At 68.4% G+C, this 24,324-nt stretch carries 22 protein-coding genes and 1 tRNA gene; 14 read left to right on the top strand and 9 right to left on the bottom strand.

Annotated features, from left to right (window positions below):
- Nucleotide 1 precedes the first annotated feature (1 nt).
- Nucleotides 2–943, bottom strand: coding sequence for an alpha/beta fold hydrolase (locus AB4879_RS12855; protein ID WP_370507899.1), 942 nt, complete (start codon nucleotides 941–943; stop codon nucleotides 2–4).
- Complete coding sequence (locus tag AB4879_RS12850) at nucleotides 937–1,449, bottom strand: phage holin family protein (RefSeq protein WP_036341835.1); 513 nt, start codon at nucleotides 1,447–1,449, stop codon at nucleotides 937–939. The genes AB4879_RS12855 and AB4879_RS12850 overlap by 7 nt, the downstream gene beginning before the upstream one ends.
- A gap of 252 nt (nucleotides 1,450–1,701) precedes the next feature.
- Between AB4879_RS12850 and AB4879_RS12845 the strand changes: the two genes are divergently transcribed.
- Nucleotides 1,702–2,304 carry a serine protease gene (locus AB4879_RS12845; RefSeq protein WP_370507898.1) on the top strand — a complete coding sequence of 201 codons (603 nt, stop codon included), beginning with the start codon at nucleotides 1,702–1,704 and terminating at the stop codon, nucleotides 2,302–2,304.
- A 1-nt stretch (nucleotide 2,305) separates the two neighbouring features.
- Here the strand turns inward: AB4879_RS12845 and acs are convergent, their stop codons facing one another.
- Nucleotides 2,306–4,264 (bottom strand): acetate--CoA ligase, encoded by a 1,959-nt coding sequence (acs, locus tag AB4879_RS12840; RefSeq protein WP_370507857.1) that lies wholly within the window; start codon nucleotides 4,262–4,264, stop codon nucleotides 2,306–2,308.
- 113 nt (nucleotides 4,265–4,377) lie between these two features.
- Here acs and AB4879_RS12835 point away from each other — a divergent pair, with 113 nt between their 5' ends.
- Nucleotides 4,378–5,124, top strand: coding sequence for an oxidoreductase (locus AB4879_RS12835; RefSeq protein WP_370507856.1), 747 nt, complete (start codon nucleotides 4,378–4,380; stop codon nucleotides 5,122–5,124).
- 373 nt (nucleotides 5,125–5,497) lie between these two features.
- Here the strand turns inward: AB4879_RS12835 and AB4879_RS12830 are convergent, their stop codons facing one another.
- Nucleotides 5,498–6,361, bottom strand: coding sequence for an HAD-IB family hydrolase (locus AB4879_RS12830; RefSeq protein WP_370507855.1), 864 nt, complete (start codon nucleotides 6,359–6,361; stop codon nucleotides 5,498–5,500).
- 410 nt (nucleotides 6,362–6,771) lie between these two features.
- Between AB4879_RS12830 and ssd the strand changes: the two genes are divergently transcribed.
- Genes ssd through AB4879_RS12795 form a run of 7 tightly spaced genes read left to right on the top strand, consistent with a single transcriptional unit; the run spans nucleotide 6,772 to nucleotide 11,233 of the window.
- On the top strand, nucleotides 6,772–7,839 hold the full coding sequence (gene ssd, locus AB4879_RS12825; protein ID WP_370507854.1) for a septum site-determining protein Ssd: 1,068 nt from the start codon (nucleotides 6,772–6,774) through the stop codon (nucleotides 7,837–7,839).
- Nucleotides 7,836–9,002, top strand: a complete 1,167-nt coding sequence (locus AB4879_RS12820; protein WP_370507853.1) for a TadA family conjugal transfer-associated ATPase — start codon at nucleotides 7,836–7,838, stop codon at nucleotides 9,000–9,002. The genes ssd and AB4879_RS12820 overlap by 4 nt, the downstream gene beginning before the upstream one ends.
- Nucleotides 8,999–9,778: a type II secretion system F family protein gene (locus AB4879_RS12815; RefSeq protein WP_370507852.1), complete on the top strand. Its 780-nt coding sequence runs from the start codon at nucleotides 8,999–9,001 to the stop codon at nucleotides 9,776–9,778. Before AB4879_RS12820 ends, AB4879_RS12815 begins: the two co-directional genes overlap by 4 nt.
- Nucleotides 9,775–10,344, top strand: coding sequence for a type II secretion system F family protein (locus tag AB4879_RS12810; RefSeq protein WP_370507851.1), 570 nt, complete (start codon nucleotides 9,775–9,777; stop codon nucleotides 10,342–10,344). The genes AB4879_RS12815 and AB4879_RS12810 overlap by 4 nt, the downstream gene beginning before the upstream one ends.
- Nucleotides 10,345–10,378: 34 nt before the next feature.
- Nucleotides 10,379–10,570, top strand: a complete 192-nt coding sequence (locus AB4879_RS12805) for a DUF4244 domain-containing protein (protein WP_370507850.1) — start codon at nucleotides 10,379–10,381, stop codon at nucleotides 10,568–10,570.
- Nucleotides 10,571–10,605: 35 nt separating this feature from the next.
- Nucleotides 10,606–10,896: a TadE family type IV pilus minor pilin gene (locus tag AB4879_RS12800; protein WP_102810434.1), complete on the top strand. Its 291-nt coding sequence runs from the start codon at nucleotides 10,606–10,608 to the stop codon at nucleotides 10,894–10,896.
- Nucleotides 10,897–10,915: 19 nt separating this feature from the next.
- Complete coding sequence (locus tag AB4879_RS12795; RefSeq protein WP_370507849.1) at nucleotides 10,916–11,233, top strand: Rv3654c family TadE-like protein; 318 nt, start codon at nucleotides 10,916–10,918, stop codon at nucleotides 11,231–11,233.
- 22 nt (nucleotides 11,234–11,255) lie between these two features.
- On the opposite strand, the gene AB4879_RS12790 is transcribed toward AB4879_RS12795, so the two are convergent.
- A complete protein-coding gene (locus AB4879_RS12790) occupies nucleotides 11,256–12,281 on the bottom strand; it encodes a PAS domain-containing protein (RefSeq protein WP_370507848.1) in 1,026 nt (341 codons plus the stop codon).
- Nucleotides 12,282–12,588: 307 nt separating this feature from the next.
- Nucleotides 12,589–14,916, bottom strand: coding sequence for a DEAD/DEAH box helicase (locus AB4879_RS12785; RefSeq protein ID WP_370507847.1), 2,328 nt, complete (start codon nucleotides 14,914–14,916; stop codon nucleotides 12,589–12,591).
- A 289-nt stretch (nucleotides 14,917–15,205) separates the two neighbouring features.
- On the opposite strand from AB4879_RS12785, the gene AB4879_RS12780 reads away from it, so the two are divergent.
- The 3 genes from AB4879_RS12780 to topA all read left to right on the top strand — a co-directional run bounded on the left by AB4879_RS12780 (nucleotide 15,206) and on the right by topA (nucleotide 19,063).
- A complete protein-coding gene (locus tag AB4879_RS12780; RefSeq protein WP_005138711.1) occupies nucleotides 15,206–15,409 on the top strand; it encodes a cold-shock protein in 204 nt (67 codons plus the stop codon).
- 154 nt (nucleotides 15,410–15,563) lie between these two features.
- Nucleotides 15,564–16,142: a hypothetical protein gene (locus tag AB4879_RS12775; RefSeq protein ID WP_370507846.1), complete on the top strand. Its 579-nt coding sequence runs from the start codon at nucleotides 15,564–15,566 to the stop codon at nucleotides 16,140–16,142.
- A gap of 113 nt (nucleotides 16,143–16,255) precedes the next feature.
- Nucleotides 16,256–19,063, top strand: coding sequence for a type I DNA topoisomerase (gene topA / locus AB4879_RS12770; protein ID WP_370507845.1), 2,808 nt, complete (start codon nucleotides 16,256–16,258; stop codon nucleotides 19,061–19,063).
- On the opposite strand, the gene AB4879_RS12765 is transcribed toward topA, so the two are convergent.
- Complete coding sequence (locus AB4879_RS12765) at nucleotides 19,060–20,682, bottom strand: adenylate/guanylate cyclase domain-containing protein (RefSeq protein ID WP_199189888.1); 1,623 nt, start codon at nucleotides 20,680–20,682, stop codon at nucleotides 19,060–19,062. The genes topA and AB4879_RS12765 overlap by 4 nt on opposite strands.
- A 72-nt stretch (nucleotides 20,683–20,754) precedes the next feature.
- Here AB4879_RS12765 and AB4879_RS12760 point away from each other — a divergent pair, with 72 nt between their 5' ends.
- The gene (locus tag AB4879_RS12760) at nucleotides 20,755–21,969 is read left to right on the top strand and encodes a DNA polymerase III subunit delta' (RefSeq protein ID WP_102807373.1); all 1,215 of its coding nucleotides are present in this window, start codon (nucleotides 20,755–20,757) and stop codon (nucleotides 21,967–21,969) included.
- Between the two features lie 23 nt (nucleotides 21,970–21,992).
- Nucleotides 21,993–22,068 (top strand) — tRNA-Thr (locus AB4879_RS12755).
- A 50-nt stretch (nucleotides 22,069–22,118) separates the two neighbouring features.
- On the opposite strand, the gene AB4879_RS12750 is transcribed toward AB4879_RS12755, so the two are convergent.
- Together AB4879_RS12750 and AB4879_RS12745 are read right to left on the bottom strand one after the other, a co-directional pair.
- Entirely contained in the window at nucleotides 22,119–22,487 is a 369-nt protein-coding gene (locus AB4879_RS12750; RefSeq protein WP_370507844.1) for a carboxymuconolactone decarboxylase family protein, read from the bottom strand.
- Nucleotides 22,488–22,514: 27 nt separating this feature from the next.
- Complete coding sequence (locus tag AB4879_RS12745; RefSeq protein WP_370507843.1) at nucleotides 22,515–24,305, bottom strand: hypothetical protein; 1,791 nt, start codon at nucleotides 24,303–24,305, stop codon at nucleotides 22,515–22,517.
- Between the last annotated feature and the right edge of the window lie 19 nt (nucleotides 24,306–24,324).

Below are 24,324 nucleotides of genomic sequence, written 5' to 3'. Positions count from 1 at the left end.
CTTAGACCTGCCCGAGGAACCGCCGCAGGTGTTCGTTGACCTCGTCCGGGGCCTCTTCATGGGCGAAGTGCCCGACACCGGAGACCGACACGAACCTGCCGCGCGGCGCGTACCGCTGGGTGCGGTCCACCGGGTCGGCCAACACATAGGGGTCTGCGTCGCCGCGCAGGTGGAGCAGCGGGACGACAAGCGGACGGTTCATCAGCTTCATGAATCGCCAGCCCTCGCTGCGCAATTGGCTGCGGACCGCCCAGCGCTGGTACTCCAGCGCGGAGTGCGCCGCTGACGGGATCTGGATGGCCCGGCGCATGTGCGCGATGGTTTCGGAAAAGTCCTCGGAAGCAAGCCATTTGCCCGATGCCCGACTGCGCACCAGATGTTCGAGAAGGTCGGCGTTGTGGCGGGTGAGGGCGCGCTCCGGCCAGATCGGAATCTGATAGCGCAGCAGCGTGGGCAGCAGGGCGCGGCCCTGGTCGCGGCGGCCGAGCGCTGAGGCCCGCAACGCGGCGGGATGCGGCGAGCTCACCAGTGCGATCGCCCGCACCGCGCGCGGATGCAACACCGCCGTCGCCCAGCACACCAATCCGCCGTCGGCATGCCCCACCAGCGTGGCCGAACTGTGGCCGAGCGCGCGAATCAAGCCGGCGGTGTCACCGGCGAGTGTCCAGCCGTCGTAGCCGCGCGGCGGCTTGTCGCTGCCGCCGTACCCGCGCAGATCGACGGCGACCACCCGGGCGCCGGACAGACCGCGCAGTTGATGACGCCACGACCACCAGAATGAGCCGAAACCGTGCAGCAGGATCACCAGCGGCCGCGACGCGTCAGCACGCGGATCACCGCCATCGGTCGATTCGACACAGTGGAACCGGATTCCGTTGGCGTGAACGTCGAAATGCCGCCACGGTCCCGCGATCCGGGCGACCGAGGGATCGAAAATCACCAGCCGGAGGGGTCAGTGGGCGGCGGGGTGCCGGTCGTGGCGACCTTGGCCGGTGACCTGTCGTGGCCGGGCGTGAATGCCTCGCGTGCTTCCTTGACCGATTCGATGGTCTTCTGCGGCCCGCGAATCCGGCGCACCTTGAGGTAGCCGAACAGCGCAAACACCGCGGTGGTGACCACCATCAGCAGGAAGACGATCAGGAAGGCCACCCAGCGCCACAGCCAGGTGTCCAGCAGCTCGGCGAGGAAGAAGAAGAGGAAGAACGTCGAGTAGAACAGCACGACCAGCGCGAGGATGAAGAAGACGCTGCCGGTGAGGCCCTTCTTCACATCGCGGGTGATCTCCGCCTTGGCGAGTTCGACCTCGGCGCGCACGAGGGTGGACATCTGTGCTGTGGCGTCCTTGACCAGGTCGCCGACGGAGGGATTGGCCGGTAGCGCGTTCGGATCCACCAGCGGGATCGAGGTGACGGTGGTGGGTACACCGGTCTTGCGATCGCCATTGCTCACGGCTGTCCTCCAACTTTCTGTCGTCGCGGTTCATGTTGCCATGCCGTGCCCGCAGCGGGGATACCCACTGAGCTGTTACGCAAGGTACGGGTGTGATCACGCTAGACTCGCCGTGTCGGGGCGGACGGTGAATGGAGGTTGCCAGTGACGACCGCGCAGCGTGTACGCCTGATCGCGGGGTCCGTTGTGGTGGCCCTTGTCGCCCTGATCTCCGGCGTGGCACCGGTCGCGACGGCCGACGGCAAGGTGCCGATGGGCGGTGGGGCGGGCATCGTCGTGAACGGCGACACCTATTGCACACTGACGTCCATCGGCAACGACAACACCGGTGCGCTCATCGGCTTCACCTCCGCGCACTGCGGTGGCCCGGGCGCCCAGGTCGCCTCCGAGGACCGTCCTGACGACGGCGTGATCGGCACCATGGTCGCCGGCAACGACGGCCTCGACTACGCGGTGATCCGGTTCGACCCTGCCAAGGTGCAGCCGATCTCGAACTACAAGGGCTTCGTCATCGACGGCATCGGTCCAGACCCGACGTTCGGTGAGGTCGCCTGCAAGCTCGGCCGCACCACCGGCTACTCGTGCGGCGTCACCTGGGGTCCCGGCCAGGATCCGGGCACGATCATCAACCAGGTGTGCGGCCAACCGGGCGACTCCGGTGCACCGGTCACGGTGAACAACAAGCTGGTCGGAATGATTCACGGCGCGTTCAGCGAAGACCTGCCCACCTGCGTGGTCAAGTTCATCCCGTTGCACACACCCGCGGTGACGATGTCGATCAACGCGATCCTGGGCGACGTCGCAGGCAAGAACCGGCCCGGCACCGGGTTCGTACCGACGGCCGACGTCGGCTGACTCAGCTCTTGCTCGCCCGGATCGCTTCGAACACCGTCGGATCGACCAGGGTGGACGTGTCGCCCAGTTCCCGGCCTTCGGCGACATCGCGCAGCAACCGTCGCATGATCTTACCGCTGCGGGTCTTGGGAAGCTCTGGGACGACATGGATTTCGCGCGGCTTCGCGATGGGGGAGATCTCCTTGGCCACCTCGGCGCGCAACTCCTCGACCATCTGATCGCTCGGCATCTCGGCGTGGTGCGCCTTGAGGATGACGAACGCGCAGATCGCCTGCCCGGTGTGGTCGTCGGTGGCACCGACGACGGCGGCCTCGGCGACTCCGGCATGCCCGACGAGTGCGGACTCCACCTCAGCGGTCGAAATCCGGTGCCCTGACACGTTCATCACGTCGTCGATGCGGCCGAGCACCCACACTTCGCCGTCGCTGCCGTACCGGGCGCCGTCACCGGCGAAGTACCAGCCCTGCTCGCCGAAGCGTGCCCAGTAGGTCTCCTTGAACCGCTCCGGGTCACCCCAGATGCCGCGCAGCATCGACGGCCACGGCTTGTCCAGCACGAGGTAGCCGGTGACGTGTTCACCGCCGTCGACGCTGGGGGCCAGCTCATTTCCGTCGTCGTCGACGATCTTGGCCGAGATGCCGGGCAGCGCCCGCATCGCCGAACCCGGCTTGCAGTCCGTCACACCGGGCAGCGGCGAGATCATGATCGCGCCGGTCTCGGTCTGCCACCAGGTGTCGACGATGGGAGTCTTGTCGGCGCCGAAAACCAGGCGGTACCAACGCCAGGCCTCCGGGTTGATCGGTTCGCCGACCGATCCGAGCAGTCGCAGGCTGGACAGGTCGTGTTCGAATGCGAGCTCCCGGCCCCACTTCATGAACGTGCGGATCAACGTGGGCGCCGTGTAATAGATTGTCACGCCGTACTTTTCGATCACCTGGAAGTGGCGGTGCTCATCGGGGGAGGCCGGGGTGCCTTCGTACACGACCTGAGTCGCGCCGTTGGACAGCGGCCCGTAGACGATGTACGTGTGGCCGGTGACCCAGCCGATATCGGCTGTGCACCAATACACGTCGGTCTCCGGCTTGATGTCGAACACGTTGTAGTGGGTGTAGGACGCCTGCGTCAGATAGCCGCCCGAGGTGTGCATGATCCCCTTCGGCTTACCCGTGGTGCCGGAGGTGTACAGCAGGAACAGCGGATGCTCGGAGTCGAACGCCTCGGGGGTGTGCTCAGTCGACGCCGAGTCCACGACCTCGTGCCACCACTGGTCGCGGTTCTCGGTCCAGCCGATGTCGATGCCGGTGCGGCGCACCACCAGGACGTGCTGGACGCACTCCTGGCCTTGCACTGCCTCGTCGACAGCCTCCTTGAGCGACACCGCCTTCCCGCGCCGATACTGGCCGTCGGTGGTGATGACCACCTTGGCCTCGGCGTCCTCCACGCGGGCCCGCAGCGCGGCCGCCGAGAACCCTGCGAAGACCACACTGTGCATCACGCCCAGACGCGCGCAGGCCAACATCGCCACGATGGCCTCCGGGACCATCGGCATGTAGATGGCGACCCGGTCGCCCGCTTCCAGTCCGAGGTCTGTCAGTGCGTTGGCGGCTTTACACACCTCGTCCTTGAGTTGGGCATAGGTAAGCACCCGCGAGTCGCCGACCGGTTCGCCCTCCCAGTGGATGGCCACGCGGTCCCCGTTGCCTGCCTCGACGTGCCGGTCGACACAGTTGTAGGCGACGTTGAGCTTGCCGCCGACGAACCATTTCGCGAACGGCGCGCCGGACCAGTCCAGTACCTCGGTGAAGGGCGTCTCCCACGCCAGCCGGTTGGCCTGCTCTGCCCAGAACGCCAACCGGTCCGCCTCGGCCTCGTCGTAGAGGGCGGCGGTGGCGTTGGCGGTGGCGGCGAATTCGTCCGACGCCGGGAAACTTGACTGAACTTCGGTGTGCGCCTCGGTCATGTCTGTGAGCGTAGTCACCGAAGGTTGCATCGGAGTTGGCACGTCACAATCGTCGGCGGGCGGTTACTGCCGCGCGCCGAACGGCAGCTGGGAATCGGATAGCGTGACCGAACGTGAGTGATGTCCTGGCCCCGCTGATGACTCTGCCCGGGGTGGCTGATGCCGCCGAGGCCGCCCGGGAAGCGTTGGCCAAGGCGCACCGGCATCGCACCAATCTGCGGAATTGGCCGGTGACCGCCGCGGAGTCAGCCGTCCGCGGAGCGCGCTCGTCATCAGCCCTCGACGGCGGCGCCGTGCAACTGGATGCCTCCGGTGCCGAACCCAACGATCCGGTGCTGGCCGGTGCGCTGCGCGTCGGCCAGGCACTGGAGGGCGGAACCACCAACCTGGTCGGAGTGTGGCAGCGCGCCCCTCTGCAGGCGCTGGCGCGGCTGCACGCGCTGGCCGCGGCCGACCTCATCGACGGAGACCTTCTTGGCCGGCCGCGCCAGAATCCGGAGGTGTCCGCGCGGCTGGATCTGGTCACCCGGCTGACCACCGGCGGCAGCTCGGCACCGGCGCCGGTGCTGGCGGCCGTCGCGCACGGCGAGCTTCTCGCCCTGGCGCCGTTCGGTCCGGGGGACGGGGTCGTGGCCCGCGCGGTGTCGCGGCTTGTCACGATGGCCACGGGTCTGGACCCGCACGGGCTGGGGGTGCCGGAGGTGTACTGGATGCGCCGCGCCGATGAGTATCAGGACCGCGCGCAGGCGTTCGCGACGGGCGACCCCTCGGCCGTCGGAGCCTGGCTGCTGATGTCGTGCCGAGCGTTGGAAGACGGTGCGCGAGAGGCGATATCGATCGCGGACGCGGCCGCCAAATAGACCCGGACAGCGAAGCGGGCGACGATCCGAAGGTCTTCGGCTCGCCGCCCGCTAGCACGGTTTCTCGGTTACCAAGCGTGCCAGGTGGGCTGCGTGGGTTGGCCTCGGCGTTCTTGCGACGCGTTTCGTTTACAACCCCACCCAAGGAGTCGTTCTGTCCGCCCGCTCTTCGCAATTACGCAGGCCCGCAACACTTCTGCCATTATCGCGGCGTGCTCCGCGTGGGTGCCGGGAACCGTGCTGGGCCGCTTGGCTTGGGAGATAGTGCCTTCTCTTCCGGCGCTATCTTGGCCTTGCCAGGCGTCCGTGCCTTCCTTTGTACTCCGTGACCACGGTCACAGCAAGGGGCTAATCGGCAACGAATTGGATGCGTTTAGAACGACAGCCGGCGTAGCACGGAGTACGTCAGTGCGCCGGCAGCCAGCGCGCTGATTCCCAACGCGGCCGTCGTCGCCACCGCCGCGCCCGACGGCGCCGGGATCCTGTCGCGCAACGGCACCGGGCGCAGGAAGGTCAGCACCGGCCAGCCCTGTGCGGTGGCTTCCTTGCGCAATGCGCGGTCGGGGTTGACGACCGTCGGGTGGCCGACCGACCTCAGCATCGGCACGTCGGTGATCGAATCGGAGTAGGCGTAGCAGTGCTCGAGGGAATACCCCTCCAGCGCGGCCAGCTCGCGGACGGCGGCGGCCTTTCCCTCGCCATAACAGTAGAAGGCAACCTCGCCGGTGTACTTGCCGTCCTCGATGACCATCCGGGTGCCCATGGCGTGGGTGGCACCCAGTGCGCGCGCGATCGGGGCGACGATCTCCTCGCCGGAGGCCGAGACGATCACGACGTCGCGTCCACACAAGCGGTGGTCTGCGATCAGTTCGGCAGCTTCCGCAAAGACCAGGGGGTCGACAATGTCGTGGAGCGTCTCGGTGACGATGGCCCGCACCTGTTCGACATCCCAGCCTGCGCACATCGCGGTGACGTAGGAGCGCATCCGGTCCATCTGGTCGTGATCGGCGCCGGACATCAGGAAGAGGAACTGCGCATAACTCGACTTCAGGACGGCTCGCCGGTTAAGTAGTCCCTGATCGAAGAAGGGTTTGCTGAAAGCCAACGTGCTTGACTTGGCAATGACGGTCTTGTCGAGATCGAAGAACGCCGCCGTCCGAGAGTTGAGCCCAGTCGCGGGCTCCGGCCGAACGCGGATTAGCTGGTCGGCGGCCGAGGCAGGGTCGGTCACGCTCATCAGGATAGGCGTGGCGAACGCCCCGGTTCGGGGGCGAGGACAAAGTGGCAGGCCAAGCCACGTGTCGCACCCTGCATTTTCACAGCGAATACATGGTTTCGAAGTGGTAGCAACACTTGCGCGACTCCACATCCTCGTGTGTATAGTAAGTATTACTCGGCTTATGCCGGGTGTGCATCAGCCCGACCCCCCGGGGCTGATACACGACGACCTCCGCCTCCTCCCCCCCTGGCGGGGGTCGTCCCTTTTTCAGACAAAGAATCTCCGGCGATCCCGGCAAACTTGAGAAACGTTGCCGGGATCACTTCTGTGCTGCCTCGGTGTCGGTAGTCACTCCCCAGATCCGCGTTCATCCACAGATCCGTCCCTGGCGACTGGCGCAGGCGCGCCGCGCCGCCGACTCTTGCGTCGTGAGCAGCAGTCCGGGTGTCGTCCTCGTCCTCGCCGGCGACACCGAGTTACGCGAACAGGCCGAGCGTGTCGCCGCCGCGGTGGGTCTGCGTCCGATGACCGTTTCTGCGCCGCCCACTCGCAAGGCATGGTCGGCCGCCGTCGCTGTCATCCTCGATGAGAACGCGGCCAGGAGCTGCGAGCGAGACGGTCTGCCCAGGCGCGACGGGGTGATCCTGATCTGCCCGACCGCCCCACATGGACCGGTGTGGGCAGCGGCGATGGCCGTTGGCGCTCAACAGGTTTGCACACTTCCCGCCCAGGACGCCGAGATCGTGCGACATCTCGCTGACGCCGCCGAGGCGGTTCGTGACGGCCCACGCACCGGGCGGGTGATCGCCGTGACCGGCGGCCGGGGCGGCGCAGGCGCATCGACGTTCGCGACGGCGCTGGCGCAGGTGACGGCGTCATCGCTGCTGGTCGACCTCGATCCGTGGGGCGGCGGTATCGACCTCGTGATCGGAAGTGAGGCCGTGCCCGGGTTGCGGTGGCCCGACCTGAGCCTGCAGGGCGGTCGTTTGGCCTGGACGGCGGTGCGCGAAGCGCTCCCGAGGCACCACGGTGTCAGCGTGTTGTCCGGCGATCGGCACGGCCACGAGATCGAACCAGGTGCCGTCGAGGCTGTTGTGGATGCCGGGCGACGCGGCGGAGTTCTGGTGATCTGCGATCTGCCACGGCGAATGACTCCGGCGGTCACGTCCGCCCTGGACAGTGCTGACCTGGTGGTGATGGTCACCAGCTGCGACGTCCGGGGCGTCGCAGCGGCCGCGGCCCTGGCGCCGGTGTTGCGCAGGATCAACCCGAACGTCGGCCTGGTGGTGCGCGGTCCGGCTCCCAGCGGATTGCGCGCCGCCGAGGCGGCCGAGGTCGCAGACCTGCCACTTTTGGCGGCCATGCGCCCCGAGCCGATGCTGGCCGAACGGCTGGAGCGCGGTGGCCTGCGACTGCGGCGGCGTTCTCCGCTCGGTGCGGCGGCCCGAACAGTGCTCGAGGTCCTGACCGCCGGCGGACAGGTGCGCGCGGCATGAACGCGTCGTTGGTCGAACGGGTCCGCGAGCGACTGGCTGCCGAGTCGTCGTCTTTGCGGCCGGCGGCTGTCGCGGCCGCCATCCGCGCCGAATCCGGGGGAGTGCTCGGCGACACCGAGGTCCTGACCAACCTGCGGGTCCTGCAGACCGAGCTCACCGGGGCCGGGCCGCTCGAGCCGTTGCTGCGTGCACCGGGAACGACCGACGTTCTGGTGACCGCCCCCGACGCGGTATGGGTCGACGACGGCACCGGCTTGCGCCCGGCCTCGGTCCGCTTCGCCGATGAAGCCGCCGTGCGCCGGCTGGCACAGCGGCTCGCCGTGGCCGCGGGGCGACGACTGGACGACGCGCAGCCCTGGGTCGACGGGCAGCTCACCGGGATCGGGACCGGCGAGTTCTCGGTGCGTCTGCACGCCGTGCTGCCGCCGGTCGCCGTCGCGGGCACCTGCGTGTCGCTGCGGGTGTTGCGGCCCGCGACCCAGGATCTCGCCGCCCTGATCGCGGCGGGGGCGATCGCGCCGGACGCCGCCGAGCTGCTCACCGGCATCATCGACGCCCGGCTGGCGTTCCTCATCTCGGGCGGTACGGGCGCAGGCAAGACGACTCTGTTGGCAGCTGCGCTCGGGGCGGTGGGCGGCGGCGAGCGGATCGTGTGCGTCGAAGATGCCCCCGAACTGGCGCCCCGCCACCCCCACCTGGTGCGGCTGGTGGCGCGGGCCGCCAATGTGGAGGGCGCCGGCGAGGTCACGATGCGGCAGCTGGTCCGGCAGGCCCTGCGGATGCGGCCGGACCGGATCGTCGTCGGGGAGGTGCGCGGCGCCGAGGTCGTCGACCTGCTGACGGCTCTGAACACCGGCCACGACGGCGGGGCGGGGACCGTGCACGCCAACAGCCCGGCCGAGGTGCCGGCCCGGCTGGAAGCTCTCGCGGCCCTCGGCGGTCTTGACCGCGCGGCGTTGCACAGTCAACTGGCCGCGGCGGTGCAGGCGGTGGTGCATGTGGGTCGCCGCCGCGACGGCACACGCCGGCTCACCGAGATAGCGGTGCTGTGCCGCGCGGACGGTGGCGGCGTGCATGCGATCACGGCGTGGCATGCCGACCGGGGTTGGCAGGACGGTCGGCAACTACTCCAGACGCTGATCGACCAGCGGCGGCGTCCGTGACCGGAATCCCCTTTGCTGCTCTGCTTTTGGGGCTGGCGGTGCTGGCGGCACCGCCACCCCCGCGGTCGCGGTTGGGGCTGGAGCCGCGGCGGGCCGGTGTGCGGGTGCCCGCGCTGGTGGCGTCTCTTGCGGTCGTCGCCGTGGCGCTGCCGCCTGCGGTGCTGCTGGCCTCGGTGACGCTGGGTGTCACGCTGATCCACCGGCGGCGGCGCCGACTGCGGCGACAGGACCGCAGCGAGGCCGGCTCCACATTGGCCGGGGCGCTGGAGACGCTGGCCGGCGAGCTGCGAGTGGGTGCGCATCCGGTGCGCGCCTTCGCCGTCGCCGCCGGGGAGTCCGGCGGCGCCATCGGCACCGCGCTGCGGTCGGTCGCGGCCCGCGCCGGATTGGGCGCTGACGTCGGAACCGGACTGCGGGCGCTCGCGGAGTCGACATCGGTTCCCGCGCAATGGGAGCGGCTTGCGGTGTGCTGGCAACTGGCGGCCGATCACGGGCTGGCGATGGCGGCGCTGATTCGAACCGCTCACCGCGACATCGTCGAGCGGCAACGGTTCACCGCGCGGGTCGAGGCCGGCCTGGCCGGGGCGCGCGCGACCGCGGCGATCCTGGCCGGACTACCGCTGCTCGGGATCCTGCTCGGTGAGCTGATCGGTGCGCATCCGGTCGGATTTCTCCTCGGCGGCGGTGCGGGCGGCTGGCTGTTGACCGTGGGTGTGGCGCTGGTCTGCGCGGGACTGGCGTGGGCTGATCGCATCACCGATCGGCTGCTGACGTGACCACGGCCGCAGCGTTGTTGGCCGCCGCAGTACTGCTCGCACCGGGGCCGCTCGTGGTCCGTCGGCGAATAGGGTTGTCCACCAGTGCTTCTGCACCCATCCGCCGCGCAGACGCGGGTACCGACCCGCTGGCGATCTCGTCAGCGCTCGACGTGTTCGCGGTATGCCTGGCGGGCGGAATGTCGGTGTCCGCTGCGGCCGCGGCGACGGCGCCCTCGGCACCGGATCGGCTCGGTGCGGTCTTGCGACGCGCAGCAGACCTGTTGGCGCTGGGCGCCGACGCCGACACTGCCTGGTGCCCGCAGCCCGGCGAGGACAGCGATGCCCTGGCCAGGTTGGCGCGTCGGTCGGCGTCGTCGGGAAGCGCACTGGCACAGGGTGTGGCCGAACTCGCCGAGCAGTCGCGGCAAGACGCCGGCCACACCGCCGCGGCGGCGGCCGAGCGAGCCTCGGTGCTGATCGCTGGACCGCTGGGCCTGTGCTTTCTGCCGGCATTCGTCTGCCTGGGCATCGTGCCGGTGGTGGCCGGCTTGGCCGGTGACGTCTTCGCATCGGGAATTCTGTAAAGGTAGCAAGGGAGGAAAACAATTGAGCAACAATATGTTTCGAAGATTGAAGGCGCGGGTGGTGCTGGCGGCGGTCGACGATGCCGGGATGTCGACGGTCGAATACGCGATCGGCACGATCGCCGCCGCGGCGTTCGGGGCGATCCTCTACAGCGTGGTCACCGGCGACTCGATCGTCGGCGCGTTGACCAACATCATCAACCGTGCGCTGAACACGAAGGTCTAACCGGTGACGGCGGTTTCGCCACCGTCGAGGCGGCCCTGGCCATCGCCGCTCTGGTGGTGGTCCTGGTCGTCTGTGCCGGTGGAATCACCGCGGTCGCGATGCAGGTGCGCTGCATCGACGCCGCCCGCGAGGCGGCCCGGCTGGCGGCCCGGGGTGATGAGGCGGGCGCGGACACCGCGGCCCGCTGGGTCGGGCCCGCGGGCGCGACGGTGCGGATCCGGCATGACGGGGGCTTCGTCGTCGCGACGGTCACCGGGAGGTCCCGGCTGCTGCCCGGCGTCGTCATCACCGCCGACGCGGTCGCGGCCACTGAGCCTGGCGCGTGACGAGCACGGTGTCGCGACAGTGTTGGCGGCGGTGCTGATCGCCACCTTGGCGGCGATCACCGTGGCCGGTGTCCAGATCGGAAGCGCCGTGGTGGCACGGCATCGGGCGCAGGCCGGCGCGGACATGGCGGCGCTGGCCGCGGCCATGTGGCTGGCCCAGGGGTCGGAGACGGCGTGCCGGCAGGCCGCAGCGGTCAGTCGCGCCATGGGGGCGGCGCTGAGCGGGTGCGACGTCGACGAACTCGACATCGTGATTCACGTCGAGGTTGCGACCGGCCGGCTTCTCGGGGGCCGTGCGCACGCCGCGGCGCGGGCGGGTCCCATCGATGTGGGCTAGGCGCGCACCAGACGCGGGCTGGCTAGCTGGTGGAGGTGCCCTTGGCGGTCAGTCGCGCCGCCGACAGTTCCGCCGCGGTGGGCAGACGCAGGGTGATCAGTCCGGCGAAGATGTTCTTGTCCACCTCGACCCGGTTGACGGTGACGTGCATCGGCACCCAGCCGCCGTCCACCCCGGGTAGCCGCAATACCTGGCTGGTGCTGCCGGTCGCGAAGTCGTCCGCCATCGGGATGAGCAGGTCGCGGTCGTCGGGGTGGAACTGGACGCTCTGGCGCCAGTCGTAGTGCGGGCACGGATCGTCGAGCCACTTCAACAGCTTCCACGTGTTGAGGTCGACGAGGGCCCGGTGGACGCCCGGCTGCGACAGCCCGTCGAGAATGCGCTGCGCGAGATGATCGGGCGGCAGCGCGCCCTCGTCGAGATCGCAGCGCAGGTTCATCGCCCGGGCGACGAGGTGCTCGGTGGCGTCGTCGGCCATCTCCGATGCGGTCCGTGCCACAAAGCCCGCCCGAATCGTCTCGCCATTACTATCGGTGAAAGTCCAAGTGGTGCAGTATGTTCGGCCGGGTGCGGCATCGATCGCCAGGGCCAGCACCTTCGCCTCGTCGCGGTTGAAGCTGCGCGACGGCAGATCCTCGGCGAAAGCCCGCCCATGCGTGGGCTCCTTGGTGGGATCCAGCCCGGCGTTCACCAGCGATTCGACGGTGTCGGTGGCGATCCCGAGAGTCATGTCCCACTTCAACGGCCCCGGTATCGGCCGCTCGGGTGGCTCCGCATCGGCCGAGCCGATCCAGACGTGCACGCCATGTATTCGACCGTCGGACATCTGGACGGGCTCGGTGCGGATCACCCGGTCGCTCTTCGGGGTGATGCTGGCAAGGCTGTTGCCGGTCGCGACGGTCTCGGCGATCGCGGTCTGGATTGCGGCCAGGTGCGGGTTGCGTCGCAAATAAATGGCCAGGGGGACCAGATTCTTCATCTGACGGCCCTGAGCGACCACCACCGGTTCGGTGCCGAGTGTCTCCACCAGCAGCCAGTCGGGCGTCATGGTGGCAGTTTAACGAGGCCACCTTGGGACGAGCTTGGGGCCGACCGACGGAATCCGCTGGTGGGAAACAATGAGTTGGTCCGGCAAAGCGCCGCGATGCCGATTTTCTTGCGGCCGCATCCGCGGTTCGGTATTTTTTCGCGTACCCGACCTGTCGGGATGGGAACGGTTCGCGTTGTCCGGCCGTTCGCCGCGGGCAGTGATGTCAGGCTGTCGCAACGCCCCGCAGTGGGGGCGCAGCGCCATCACGGTGGCGCGTGCTTGCATCGAGCGTGTCGGCTGTTCGAGGGGTCGGTCGGCACACCGGTCAGGCACCGCCTGCAGCCACCTGTGCGAGAACGAGCTTGAGGACGGCGACCGCTCCGGACTTGTCCAGCGGGTCATTCCCGTTGCCGCACTTGGGCGACTGCACACATGACGGGCAGCCCTGCGGGCATTCGCACGCTTCGATCGCTGCCGCGGTGGCCCCCAGCCAGGTGGTGACCAGACGATAGCCGCGCTCGGCGAAACCGGCCCCACCCGGATGCCCGTCGTAGACGAACACCGTGGGCAGGCCGTCGGCGCCGACGGCGGTGGACACGCCGCCGATATCGCCGCGGTCGCAACTGGCCACCAGCGGCAGCAACCCGATCGCGGCGTGCTCGGCGGCATGCAACGAGCCCGGTATCCGCAGCTGTTCGATCCCGCTGTGCGCCAACGCTTCCGGCGTGATCGTGTACATCACGGCGGTGGTCTGCAGGCAGTGCTCGGGCATGTCCAGTTCGACGAAATCGATCACCTCGCCGGACAACCGGCGGCGAAGGTAGCCGATCACCCGGTGGGTCACCGACACCGGCACCAGACCCAGTGTCACCGGGCCGTGGTGCACGCGTTCGCCTGTCCCGGTCACCGCGATGTCGGTGACCTCCCTGGCGAATGTGGTGTAGCCGGGGTCCTCGGCGTGTACGAATGCCACGCCGTCGGAGAAGCTCAGCGAGTCGACCAGGTAGCTCTCACCCTGATGCAGATACACCGCACCGGGGTGAACGGCGGCCGGCGCCTGGCCCGCGTCGGCGCTGCCGAGCATGCGTCCGGTCCCGGCCTCGACGATCGCGACGCTGCCCCCGGCCGAACCGCGGATGTCCACCGCCGGATGGGGATCGAGCCCGGCGGCGGGGAAGTACTTGCCGCCGCGCCGGCGCAGCAACCCGTCGTCGACCAACTCGGCTGCCACCGGTTCGGCCTCCCAGCGCCGCACTTCCGCTTCCTCCAACGGCATCTCCGTCGCCGCGCACAGCAGCTGCGGACCCACGACGTAGGGGTTCGTCGGATCGATGACCACCCGCTCAACCGGCTTGTCCAGCAACGCCTCCGGGTGGTGCACCAGGTAGGTGTCCAACGGGTCGTCACGGGCCACGAGAACCACCAGTGCACTCTGACCGCGCCGTCCCGACCGGCCGGCCTGCTGCCAGAATGACGCCACCGTCCCCGGAAAGCCCGCCAGCAGAACGGCATCGAGCCCGGCGATATCGATACCCAGCTCGAGCGCATTTGTGGTGGCCAGCCCGCGTAATTCGCCGTCGGCGAGGGCGCGCTCCAGTTCCCGGCGGTCCTCCGCGAGGTACCCGGCCCGATAGGACGCCACGGTGTCGAGCAGATGCGGGGCGATGTCCTCCAACCGGGCCCGGGCGCCCAGCGCTGTCAGCTCCGCCCCGCGCCGCGACCTGACGAAGGTCAACGTCCGCGCTCCTTCAGCAACCAGATCGGCCATCATGCGGGCTGTCTCGGCACCCGCCGAACGGCGCACCGGCGCACCGTTTTCGCCCGTCAGATCGGTCCGCAGTTCCGGCTCCCACAGCGCCACCGTGCGCGCTCCGTGCGGTGATCCGTCCTCGGTCACCGCCGTCACGGTCTGCCCGATCAACTCGGCGGCCGTCTCGCCGGGGGCCGCGGTGGTCGCGCTGGCGAAGATGACCGTCGGCCCCGGGCCCGACGCCGGGGCGTAGCGCTGGCACAGCCGCAGCAGCCGTCGCAACACCATGGCCACGTTGGAACCGAAAATGCCCCGATAGTAATGGCATTCGTCGACGACGATGTAGCGCAACCCACGCAGGTAGACCGCCCATCGGGCATGGTTGCGCAGCAACGACAGATGGATCATGTCGGGATTGGAGAACAGCCAGCGGGACCGTTCGCGGGCGAATTTCCGTACCTCGACCGGTGTGTCGCCGTCGTAAGAAGTCGGTGCGACGTCGGCCAGCGCGGCCACTGCGGTGGTCAAAGAATGGGCGGTGCGCAATTGGTCATGGCCGAGCGCTTTGGTGGGGGACAAATAAAGTGCTCTGGCGCGCGGATCACGCGCCAGCGCATCCATGATCGGTAATTGGAACGCCAGCGACTTGCCCGATGCGGTACCCGTGCTGATGACGACGTGGCGGCCGGCGTGCGCGAGTTCGGCGGCTTGCACCTGATGCGACCACGGCTCGTCGATTCCGTGATCATGGAACGCGCGGAGCACATCTGGATCAACCCAGGCAGGCCAGTCCGCTCCGCTCGCCTGGCGGGCGGGAAGCTCGGCCACGTGAAGCAGCGCAGCCGGCGATGATTCGGCACCTGCGACCGCTGCGTTAAGCAGCTCGCTGCCGAAACTCACCATTTGAAATCAGCCCTTTCTAAAAGCGATCTACATCCCTGTATCGAATTGTTCATCAGTTAGTAGCACTGAGACTGTCGCAACAGCTCTGGACGTGATTGGATAAGGGCGGTCGCAGCTTCTGTGTTCGTGTGTCAACACTCGCAGGATCGACGTTGCGATCGCGGTTCCTGCGAGGGTTGTAGGTCGGGTGAGTTCCGGCGACTCCACGAAGGATGGCGGTCGGAACGGGCCCGGTCTGCCGAAAACTCGGTCGGCCGCTCCCGGTTGGAAGAGAAGGAAAGTACGAAAGATGCCACAGGGAACTGTGAAGTGGTTCAACGCCGAGAAGGGTTTCGGGTTCATTGCGCCCGAGGACGGCTCTGCCGACGTGTTCGTCCACTACACGGAAATTCAGGGGTCGGGCTTCCGCACCCTTGAGGAGAACCAACGGGTCGAGTTCGAGGTCGGTCAGAGCCCCAAGGGCCCCCAGGCCACAGGCGTTCGCGCCGTCTGATCAACAGCGACATCACGAAACACCCCCGAGTCCCGGTAACGGGCATCGGGGGTGCTTTCGTTGGTGGGAGTCCCAACCAGGGCCCGCCACGCCCGCCGCCAGTCGTAGTGCTCGGGTGCGTCCCGCTCGTGTCCCGCTGCCTTACTGTCGACTCGTGAGCCAGCTGTCCTTCTTCTCGGCTGAGTCGGTGCCCCCCGCGGTCGCCGACCTCACCGGGCTGCTCGCCACCACCGGACAGGTAGTGGTTGTCGGCGGAGGGGCGCGGTTGTCGGTGGTGGTCGACGACATGTGGCGGGCCGACGCGCTGGCGGAGATGATCACCGAAACCGGCCTCGCAGCCGAAATCACCCGCACCGACGAGAACAATCCGCTGGTGCGGACGGCGGTGGACGCACGGCTGGCCGGCATCGCCGCAGAATGGACCAGGGGGGCCGTCAAGACGGTGCCGCCGCAATGGCTGCCCGGATCCCGGGAGCTGCGCGCCTGGACGCTGGCAGCCGGCATTCCCGAAGCCGACCGGTACCTGCTCGGACTCGACCCGCACGCGCCCGACACTCATTCACCGCTGGCGTCGGCGTTGATGCGGGTGGGGATCGCACCCACGCTCATCGGCACTCGAGGCGCCCGGCCGGCACTGAGAATCAGCGGCCGTCGGCGGCTATCGCGCCTGGTAGAGAACGTCGGGGAACCCCCGAATCAGATCGAAGCGTTGTCAGCGTGGCCTCGGATCTGAGAGATTCCCCTGCGAGGGTCGGTTTGCGTTGACCGGTCCAGAGTGCGAAATTGTCAGGTGCCCGCGGGTTTGGGGGTACCTGAGGGACAAACAGAAGTGGAGCGTAAGGGCAGTTGGCTGACGAGGGAAGCCGCCGAAGCGGCGGTGACGGACGGGGCAATGGCGCCGTTCGGCGGCTCGTCATCGTCGAGTCGCCCACCAAGGCCCGCAAAATCGCGGGTTACCTGGGCTCCAACTACATCGTGGAGTCGTCCCGGGGGCACATCCGCGACCTGCCGCGCAACGCCGCCGACGTGCCCGCCAAGTACAAAACCGAGCCCTGGGCGCGGCTGGGCGTCAATGTCGAAGACAACTTCGAGCCGCTCTACATCATCAGCCCCGAGAAGAAGAGCACGGTCACCGAGCTCAAGGGCCTGCTCAAGGATGTCGACGAGCTCTATCTGGCCACCGACGGTGACCGCGAGGGCGAGGCCATCGCCTGGCACCTGCTGGAGACGCTGAAGCCGCGCGTCCCGGTCAAACGGATGGTCTTTCACGAGATCACCGAGCCCGCCATCCGCGCGGCCGCCGAAAACCCCCGCGACCTCGACAACGATCTGGTCGACGCGCAGGAAACCCGACGTATTCTCGACCGGCTCTACGGCTACGAAGTCAGCCCGGTGCTCTGGAAGAAGGTCGCCCCGAAGCTGTCCGCGGGCCGGGTGCAGTCCGTGGCAACCCGCATCATCGTTCAGCGCGAACGCGACCGGATGGCCTTCCGCAGCGCCTCCTACTGGGACATCATCGCCGAGCTCGACGCCAGCGTCTCGGACCCGAACGCCGCGCCGCCGCGGTTCACCGCCCGGCTGGTCAACGTCGACAGCAAGCGGGTGGCCACCGGCCGCGACTTCGACTCCCTCGGCGCGATCCGCAAGCCCGACGAGGTGGTGGTGCTCGACGAGGCGGCGGCCGGTTCGCTGGCCACCGGTTTGCGAGGCGCCGGCCTGTCGGTGGCGTCGGTGGAGGAGAAGCCCTACACCCGTAAGCCGTACCCGCCGTTCATGACCTCGACGTTGCAGCAGGAGGCGGGCCGCAAACTGCGGTTCTCTGCCGAGCGCACGATGAGCATCGCGCAGCGGCTGTACGAAAACGGCTACATCACCTATATGCGTACCGACTCGACGACACTGTCGCAGTCGGCCATTGATGCCGCGCGCAATCAGGCCCGCCAGCTTTACGGCGACGAGTACGTGCATCCCTCGCCGCGGCAGTACACCCGCAAGGTCAAGAACGCGCAGGAGGCACACGAGGCGATCCGTCCCGCCGGTGACGTCTTCGCCACCCCCGGGGCGCTGCATCGCGAACTCGACACCGACGAGTTCCGGCTCTATGAGCTGATCTGGCAACGCACGGTCGCCTCGCAGATGGCCGATGCCCGCGGCACCACGTTGAGCCTGCGTATCGGCGGAACATCGTCGGACGGGCGGGAAGTCACGTTCGCTGCCAGCGGCCGCACCATCACGTTCGCCGGCTTCCTCAAGGCCTATGTCGAGACCGTCGACGAGCAGGCCGGCGGTGAGGCCGACGACGCCGAGAGCCGCTTGCCGCAGCTGCGCCAGGGTCAGCGGGTGGACGCCACCGGGCTCACGGCCGACGGTCACACCACCAATCCGCCGGCCCGCTACACCGAGGCGTCGCTGATCAAGGCGCTCGAGGAGCTCGGAATCGGCCGTCCTTCAACGTATTCCTCGATCATCAAGACGATCCAGGACCGCGGCTATGTGCACAAGAAGGGCAGCGCGCTGGTGCCGTCCTGGGTGGCGTTCGCCGTGACCGGTCTGCTCGAACAGCACTTCGGTCGGCTGGTGGATTACGACTTCACCGCCGCCATGGAGGACGAACTCGACGAGATCGCCACCGGCCAGGAGCGGCGCACCAACTGGCTGTCCAACTTCTACTTCGGCGGCGAGCACGGCGTGGCGGATTCGATCGCGCGCGCCGGCGGCCTCAAGAAGCTGGTGGGCGTCAACCTCGAAGGTATCGACGCCCGAGAAGTCAACTCCATCAAGCTCTTTGACGACGAAGAGGGCCGCCCGATCGTGGTTCGGGTGGGCAAAAACGGCCCCTACCTGGAGCGGATGATCGCCGATCCGGACAGTGCCGACGGCGAGCTCAAGCCGCAGCGGGCCAACCTCAACGACGAGATCACCCCCGACGAGCTGACCCTCGAGATGGCCGAAACCCTTTTCGCCACACCGCAAGAGGGCCGATCACTCGGCGTGGACCCGGAGTCCGGACACGAGATCGTGGCCAAAGACGGCCGATACGGCCCGTACGTCACCGAGGTGCTGCCCCCGCCGCCGGACGATGACCCCGGCGTGGGCGCCAAGAAGGGCAAGAAGCCGACCGGCCCCAAGCCGCGCACCGGTTCCCTGCTGCGCTCGATGGATCTGCAGACCATCACCCTCGACGACGCTCTGAAGCTGCTCTCACTGCCGCGGGTCGTCGGCGTGGATCCCGCCAACGGCGAGGAAATCACCGCGCAGAACGGCCGCTACGGCCCATACCTCAAGCGCGGCACCGACTCTCGCTCGCTGGCGACCGAGGATCAGATCTTCGAGATCACCCTCGAAGAGGCGTTGAAGATCTACTCCGAGCCCAAACGTCGTGGCCGGCAAGGTGCGGCCGCACCACCGCTTCGCGAGCTGGGTGTCGATCAGGCGTCGGGCAAGCCCATGGTGATCAAGGACGGCCGCTTCGGTCCGTACGTCACCGACGGGGAAACCAACGCGAGCCTGCGCAAGGGTGACGACGTCCTGTCGATCACCGACGAGCGGGCCTCCGAGCTGCTCGCTGACCGCCGGGCTCGTGGACCGGTCAAGCGCACGGCAAAGAAGGCGACGCGCAAGGCGCCGGCCAAGAAGGCCGCCAAAAAAGCCTAACCGCCTGAGCCGGTGGCCATTTCGCCGCGAGTTTCGCTGGGCAGCAAAAGGTTCACCGGCCGGGCCAGCTGCGTGGGCGCGCGGCGGCCGCGCAGCTCGACGATCTCGCCGACATTCCAGCACAGCGCCTCGGCGTCCAGGGCGCCGCTGACCGCGATCGCCGACGCCAGTACGTGTCCGTTCTCCAACTTGGCCAGCTCCGTCAATCGGGCGGCTTCGTTGACCGGGTCGCCGATCACGGTGTACTCGAACCGGGCCTGCGCGCCGATGTGCCCGGCGATCGCTCGCCCGGCCGAGACCCCGATACCGAACTCGGTCTGGCCCAGCACACCGACCAGCTCGTCATGCAGTTCGCGGGAGGCGGCCAGCGCCGCCCCGGAAGCATCGGGGTGTTCGATGGGCGCGCCGAAGATGCACAGCGCCGCGTCGCCCTGGAACTTGTTGACGAAGCCGCCATGCTTCTTGACGGTGTCGACGACCACCCGGAAGAACTCGTTGAGCATGCTCACGACCTCGCTGGGTGGACGTGAGGCGGCCAGCTGCGTCGAGCCGACCAGGTCGACGAACAGCACCGCGACGTCGCGCTCCTGGCCGCCGAGCTCGGTGCCGCGCTCCAGGGCGCGCCGCGCGACGTCCTCACCGACGTAGCGGCCGAACAGGTCGCGCAGCCGCTGCCGTTCGCTCAGATCGCGGACCATGTCGTTGAAGCCGGCCTGCAGCAGGCCCAGCTCGCTGGCGTCATAGATCTGCATGTGGGCGTTGTAGTTGCCGCGCTGGACCTCTCCGAGCGCCCAGCGCAACTGGCGCAGCGGATCGGCGATCGACATGGCCGCGAGCACGTTGCCGGCCATCCCGACCACCAGCGCGGCGACGGCCATCAGCAGGATCGGGGTGAACAGGGAGTCGGCCGACGCCGCGAGCAGCGAGAACTTGCTGGCCACCACCGACAGGACGATCGCCAGCAGCGGCACCCCGGTGGACAGCAGCCAGGTCAGCACCAGCCGCTGGACGACGCCCGGCCGGTGGAACTTCTCCGGAACTCCGCCGCGCAGCGCGGCGACCGCCACCGGGCGCAGCACACGTTCGGATTGCAGGTAGCCGATGATCGTGGTGGCCGTAGCGCCCAGCAGCGTGGAGACCGCGAGCACCGGGGCGGCATGGCTGGCCACCGGCCAGCTGGCGGCGATGAACACCACTGCGCCCAGCACCCAGTTGGTCATGCTGATCACCGAGCGGTAGATGGGCATCCGCAGCGCCCGCAGCCGGGCCGTCTCGGTCGCGGCCGGGTCGTCCTCGGCCAGCAGCGCGTCGCGGCGTTGCCAGCGGAACACCGGAACGAGCAGCTTGAGGCTGACGAAGGCACCCACCGCGAACGAAATGAACAGGTAGCTCAGAAAGATGACCAGGTTCAACGTCGGCAGGTCCTGGAGCATGACCCGATCCGACGGCGGCAACCCGAACCGCAGGAAGCCCAGCACCAGCAGAGCGCCGATGATGTCGGCCTGCAGCATGCCCAGGGTGAACACCGGCCACGGTGTACGCGCAACCCACCGGACGAATCCATTGATCCGCCCCGGGCTGAGTTGCGCGGTGGTCACGAACCCACCGTATCGGTACAGACCGACCGATCAGCACCTCTAGAAGCCGGTGGGCAGCGATTGTGTCGTTGCTGCGCACTAGTGTTTGAGGCGATGTCCGGAGTTTTCACGCGGTTGGTGGGCCAAAGCGCCGTGGAAGCGGAGTTGGTCGGTGCCGCTCGGGCCGCCCGGGGTGATTCCGCTCACGATGTGGCCGCCACCGGCACCATGACACACGCCTGGCTGATCACCGGTCCGCCCGGATCGGGGCGCTCGGTGGCCGCTCAGTGCTTCGCGGCGGCCCTTCAGTGCACCGCCGAGGGCACCCCCGGCTGCGGGGAGTGCCGGGCGTGCACGACGACGATGGCCGGAACCCACGGCGATGTCCGGCGGATCATCCCCGAGGGACTGTCCATCGGGGTCCACGAGATGCGCGCCATCGTCCAGATCGCGTCCCGGCGGCCCAGCACCGGCCGCTGGCAGATCGTCGTCGTGGAGGACGCCGACCGTCTCACCGAGGGTGCGGCCAACGCGCTGCTCAAGGTGGTGGAGGAACCACCGCCGTCGACGGTGTTCCTGCTGTGTGCGCCGTCGGTGGACCCGGAGGACATCGCCATCACCCTGCGGTCGCGGTGCCGGCACGTCGCGCTGGTGACGCCGCCGGCCGGGGCGATCGCGCAGGTGCTGATCGACCGTGACGGGTTGTCCGCCGAGGAAGCGCACTGGGCGGCGTCGATCAGTGGCGGTCATGTCGGTCGGGCCCGGCGGCTGGCCACCGATCCCGACGCCCGCGACCGCCGGTCCCGCGCGCTGAGCCTGGCCCGCGACGCCGCCACGCCGTCGCGCGCGTATGCGGCCGCCGAGGAGTTGGTGGCCACCGCCGAGGCCGAGGCCAAGGCCCTCAATGTGGGCCGCGACGAGGCGGAGGCGGACGAACTGCGCACCGCGCTGGGAGCCGGCGGCACCGGGAAGGGGACGGCGGGGACCCTGCGCGGGTCGGCGGGTGCGATCAAGGATCTCGAGCGGCGCCAGAAGTCCCGGCAGACCCGCGCCTCGCGCGACGCGCTCGACCGTGCGCTGATCGACCTGGCGACGTATTTCCGCGATGCCCTGGTGGTGGCCAACGGCGCGGGCTCGGTGGCGCCGAATCACCCCGACATGGCCGAGCGGGTGGCGGCTCTGGCGGCGCACGCGTCCCCGGAGCGGCTGCTGCGCTGCATCGAAGCGGTGCTCGAGTGTCGCGAGGCGCTGGCGATCAACGTCAAGCCCAAGTTCGCCGTCGATGCGATGGTGGCCACCGTGGGTCAGGCACTGCGTTCGGACCTGTAGACTCACTGCTCGGTCGAGGCCGCGCCACCTTAGCTCAGTCGGTAGAGCAATTCACTCGTAATGAATAGGTCAGGAGTTCGATTCTCCTAGGTGGCTCCACTCTTTACCCGCACGACTGTGCGGATGAGTCCGCGCAATCGTGTACGTCCCTAATCGCTCGACAGCGCTTTGGCGGCGATGGTGCGGGCCGTGGCCGCCGCCGGGAACCCGGCGTAGCCGCTGGCGTGATAGATCACCTCGGCCAATTCCTCCTCGGACAGTCCGTTCTGCCGGGCGATCCGGAAGTGGGCGTCCATCTCCTCGGTGGCCCGCAGCGCGATCAGGATGCCCAGCGTCACCAGGCTCCGGTCGCGGCGACTGAGCCCCTCGCGGGTCCACAGCCGGCCGAACACGCTCTCGACACCGATATCCATCAGTTCGGGGGCGAACCCACCACCGAAGTCGACGTCCCCGTCGGGCAGTGTTCCTGGCAGCATCTCCCGGAAAACACGCAGGCCATCCTCGCGCAAGTTAGACATACAAACTACTTTGGCACACGGCCGGGATCAGTGCGGTGCCAGATACCCGACCGGGCCCGATGCCAGGCACAGCGAGAGCGCGGCGGTCGACGCCCGCACGGTGATCGCGTCGCCGGCGCCGGGCAGCCGGACGAAGACCCGGTTGAGGCCGGGGTGCACGGGCACCTTGGTCTCGGGTCCCTCGTTCAGCGACATCACCATCGAGCCGTCGCTATTGGCGAGATAGTTGATCTCGGCCGTCCAGTCCGCCGGCAGCAGCGGTCCGTCCAGCGGCATGCGAACCGGCGCGTCGGGCTGGACGAAATAGCCGCAGCCGGGCTGTGGGCCCGCGACGATCGTGCGGGTCCAGGTGACGATCGCGTCCACCAGCCGGCCGCTGCTGTCGAGCATGCGCAATTGTGTGGTGGAACCGCCGAATTCGGGCCGGTCGTGAATGAGCGCGAACATATGACTGGCCAGGTTCTCCGGGTACGCGACCCGCTGCAGAACCAGTGGGTCGACCTCCTGGTCGAGCAGTGCCGCCGACGAGGAAACCCGCGCCTGCGCCAGCGCACGAACCGCGTTCTGCAGGTAGGGCTGTGCGGGATTGTCACGCCAGCTCGTCAGGAACGTCGACGTCGAATACACGCTGCTGACCACGAATGCCAGCGCGACCGCCGACACCGCGGCGGTGCGGGCGCGCGAGGCGTCCAGCCATCGGGTGTCACGGTTCGGCGCGCAGAACGCCACTGCCGCAAGCAATGTCAACACAATGACCAGATCGGGGAAGTACCGCAGGGTCTGGGCCAGTTCCAGGGCGGTGAACTTCGACGAGCGCAGCAGATAGATCGGGATCTGACAGGCCACCGCGTATCCGACCGCAACCAACCAGACAACGCCGATGCGCCGCTTACGCAACAGCGAGACGACCACGACCGCGACCAGCACCAGCCAGCCCAGGATCATCACCGACACCGGCGGCACCGCCCACGGCGAGGCCGGCGCCCACCGCTGCCACTGCCACGGGCCGCCGGCCAGGCCCGGCACGATCCCATGAGTGATCGAGCGGGACAACAGATCCCACGTCATCGCCAGATCGGAGCTCCAGCGCCGGTGATCGACGACGGTCAGATAGACGGCCACCCACACCGCCGTCAACGCCAGCGCGGGCGTCCACAGCGCGACGCCGCGATGCCACACCGTGCGCAGCGCTGCGCTGCCGCCCTGGACGTGATACAGCAGGGCGGCGACCGCGAACGCGACGAACGGGATCACGGCCGCCTTCTCGAAGAACAACAGGCCGCCCAAGAACACCAGGACCGCGGTGATCGCATACCGTCGATTCCCGGTGCGCACCAGCAGGATTGCGTCGGCACACACCCAAGCCATCGCGGCGAGCATCGGTAGCGAGTTCAGCGCGGCCGCCCACCACGCGAATCCGGGCACACCCAGCGGGCTGAACAAGGCAAACGTCAACGGAATCAACAACACCGGTCGCCAGCCGAGGATCACGTGCAACGCACGCAGCAGCGACAGCGACACCAGCAGCTGCAGTACCACCAGGCTGGCCGCCGGCCACGCCCACACCAGCGGGGCCAGCCGGGTGATCACCCCGGCCACCAGAAACGCTCCCGGCATGACGTGCCCGTCGTGATCGTCGAACAGATACGACGTCGACAACAGGTCCTGAGTGCCGGCCCGGCCCACCAGGATCAGGTCATCCCAGTAGAAGTAACCGCCGAACGCCAGGATCGCCCGGACCACCAGTTGAACGGCAATAAGGGCGACGGCCGCGGCAGCCACCGGTGGCATGCGCGCCACCCGGGTCGGAACTGCCATCGCGTCGACTGTACTCACC

Origin of the sequence: Mycobacterium sp. SA01, assembly GCF_041287105.1 — a bacterium.
Taxonomy (GTDB): domain Bacteria; phylum Actinomycetota; class Actinomycetes; order Mycobacteriales; family Mycobacteriaceae; genus Mycobacterium.
The sequence above is the reverse complement of the archived record's forward strand: the minus strand, read 5'-3'. Positions and strand labels throughout refer to the sequence as shown.

What these genes read in the sequence shown, in the direction of transcription:
- AB4879_RS12760 (WP_102807373.1), top strand. Translation starts at nt 20,755, where the DNA reads ATGTCCGGAGTTTTCACGCGGTTGGTGGGCCAAAGCGCCGTGGAAGCG.
- AB4879_RS12820 (WP_370507853.1), top strand. Translation starts at nt 7,836, where the DNA reads ATGAACGCGTCGTTGGTCGAACGGGTCCGCGAGCGACTGGCTGCCGAG.
- AB4879_RS12750 (WP_370507844.1), bottom strand. Translation starts at nt 22,487, where the DNA reads ATGTCTAACTTGCGCGAGGATGGCCTGCGTGTTTTCCGGGAGATGCTG.
- AB4879_RS12805 (WP_370507850.1), top strand. Translation starts at nt 10,379, where the DNA reads ATGTTTCGAAGATTGAAGGCGCGGGTGGTGCTGGCGGCGGTCGACGAT.
- AB4879_RS12745 (WP_370507843.1), bottom strand. Translation starts at nt 24,305, where the DNA reads ATGGCAGTTCCGACCCGGGTGGCGCGCATGCCACCGGTGGCTGCCGCG.
- AB4879_RS12790 (WP_370507848.1), bottom strand. Translation starts at nt 12,281, where the DNA reads ATGACGCCCGACTGGCTGCTGGTGGAGACACTCGGCACCGAACCGGTG.
- AB4879_RS12845 (WP_370507898.1), top strand. Translation starts at nt 1,702, where the DNA reads ATGGGCGGTGGGGCGGGCATCGTCGTGAACGGCGACACCTATTGCACA.
- AB4879_RS12780 (WP_005138711.1), top strand. Translation starts at nt 15,206, where the DNA reads ATGCCACAGGGAACTGTGAAGTGGTTCAACGCCGAGAAGGGTTTCGGG.
- AB4879_RS12830 (WP_370507855.1), bottom strand. Translation starts at nt 6,361, where the DNA reads ATGAGCGTGACCGACCCTGCCTCGGCCGCCGACCAGCTAATCCGCGTT.
- AB4879_RS12785 (WP_370507847.1), bottom strand. Translation starts at nt 14,916, where the DNA reads ATGGTGAGTTTCGGCAGCGAGCTGCTTAACGCAGCGGTCGCAGGTGCC.
- acs (WP_370507857.1), bottom strand. Translation starts at nt 4,264, where the DNA reads ATGACCGAGGCGCACACCGAAGTTCAGTCAAGTTTCCCGGCGTCGGAC.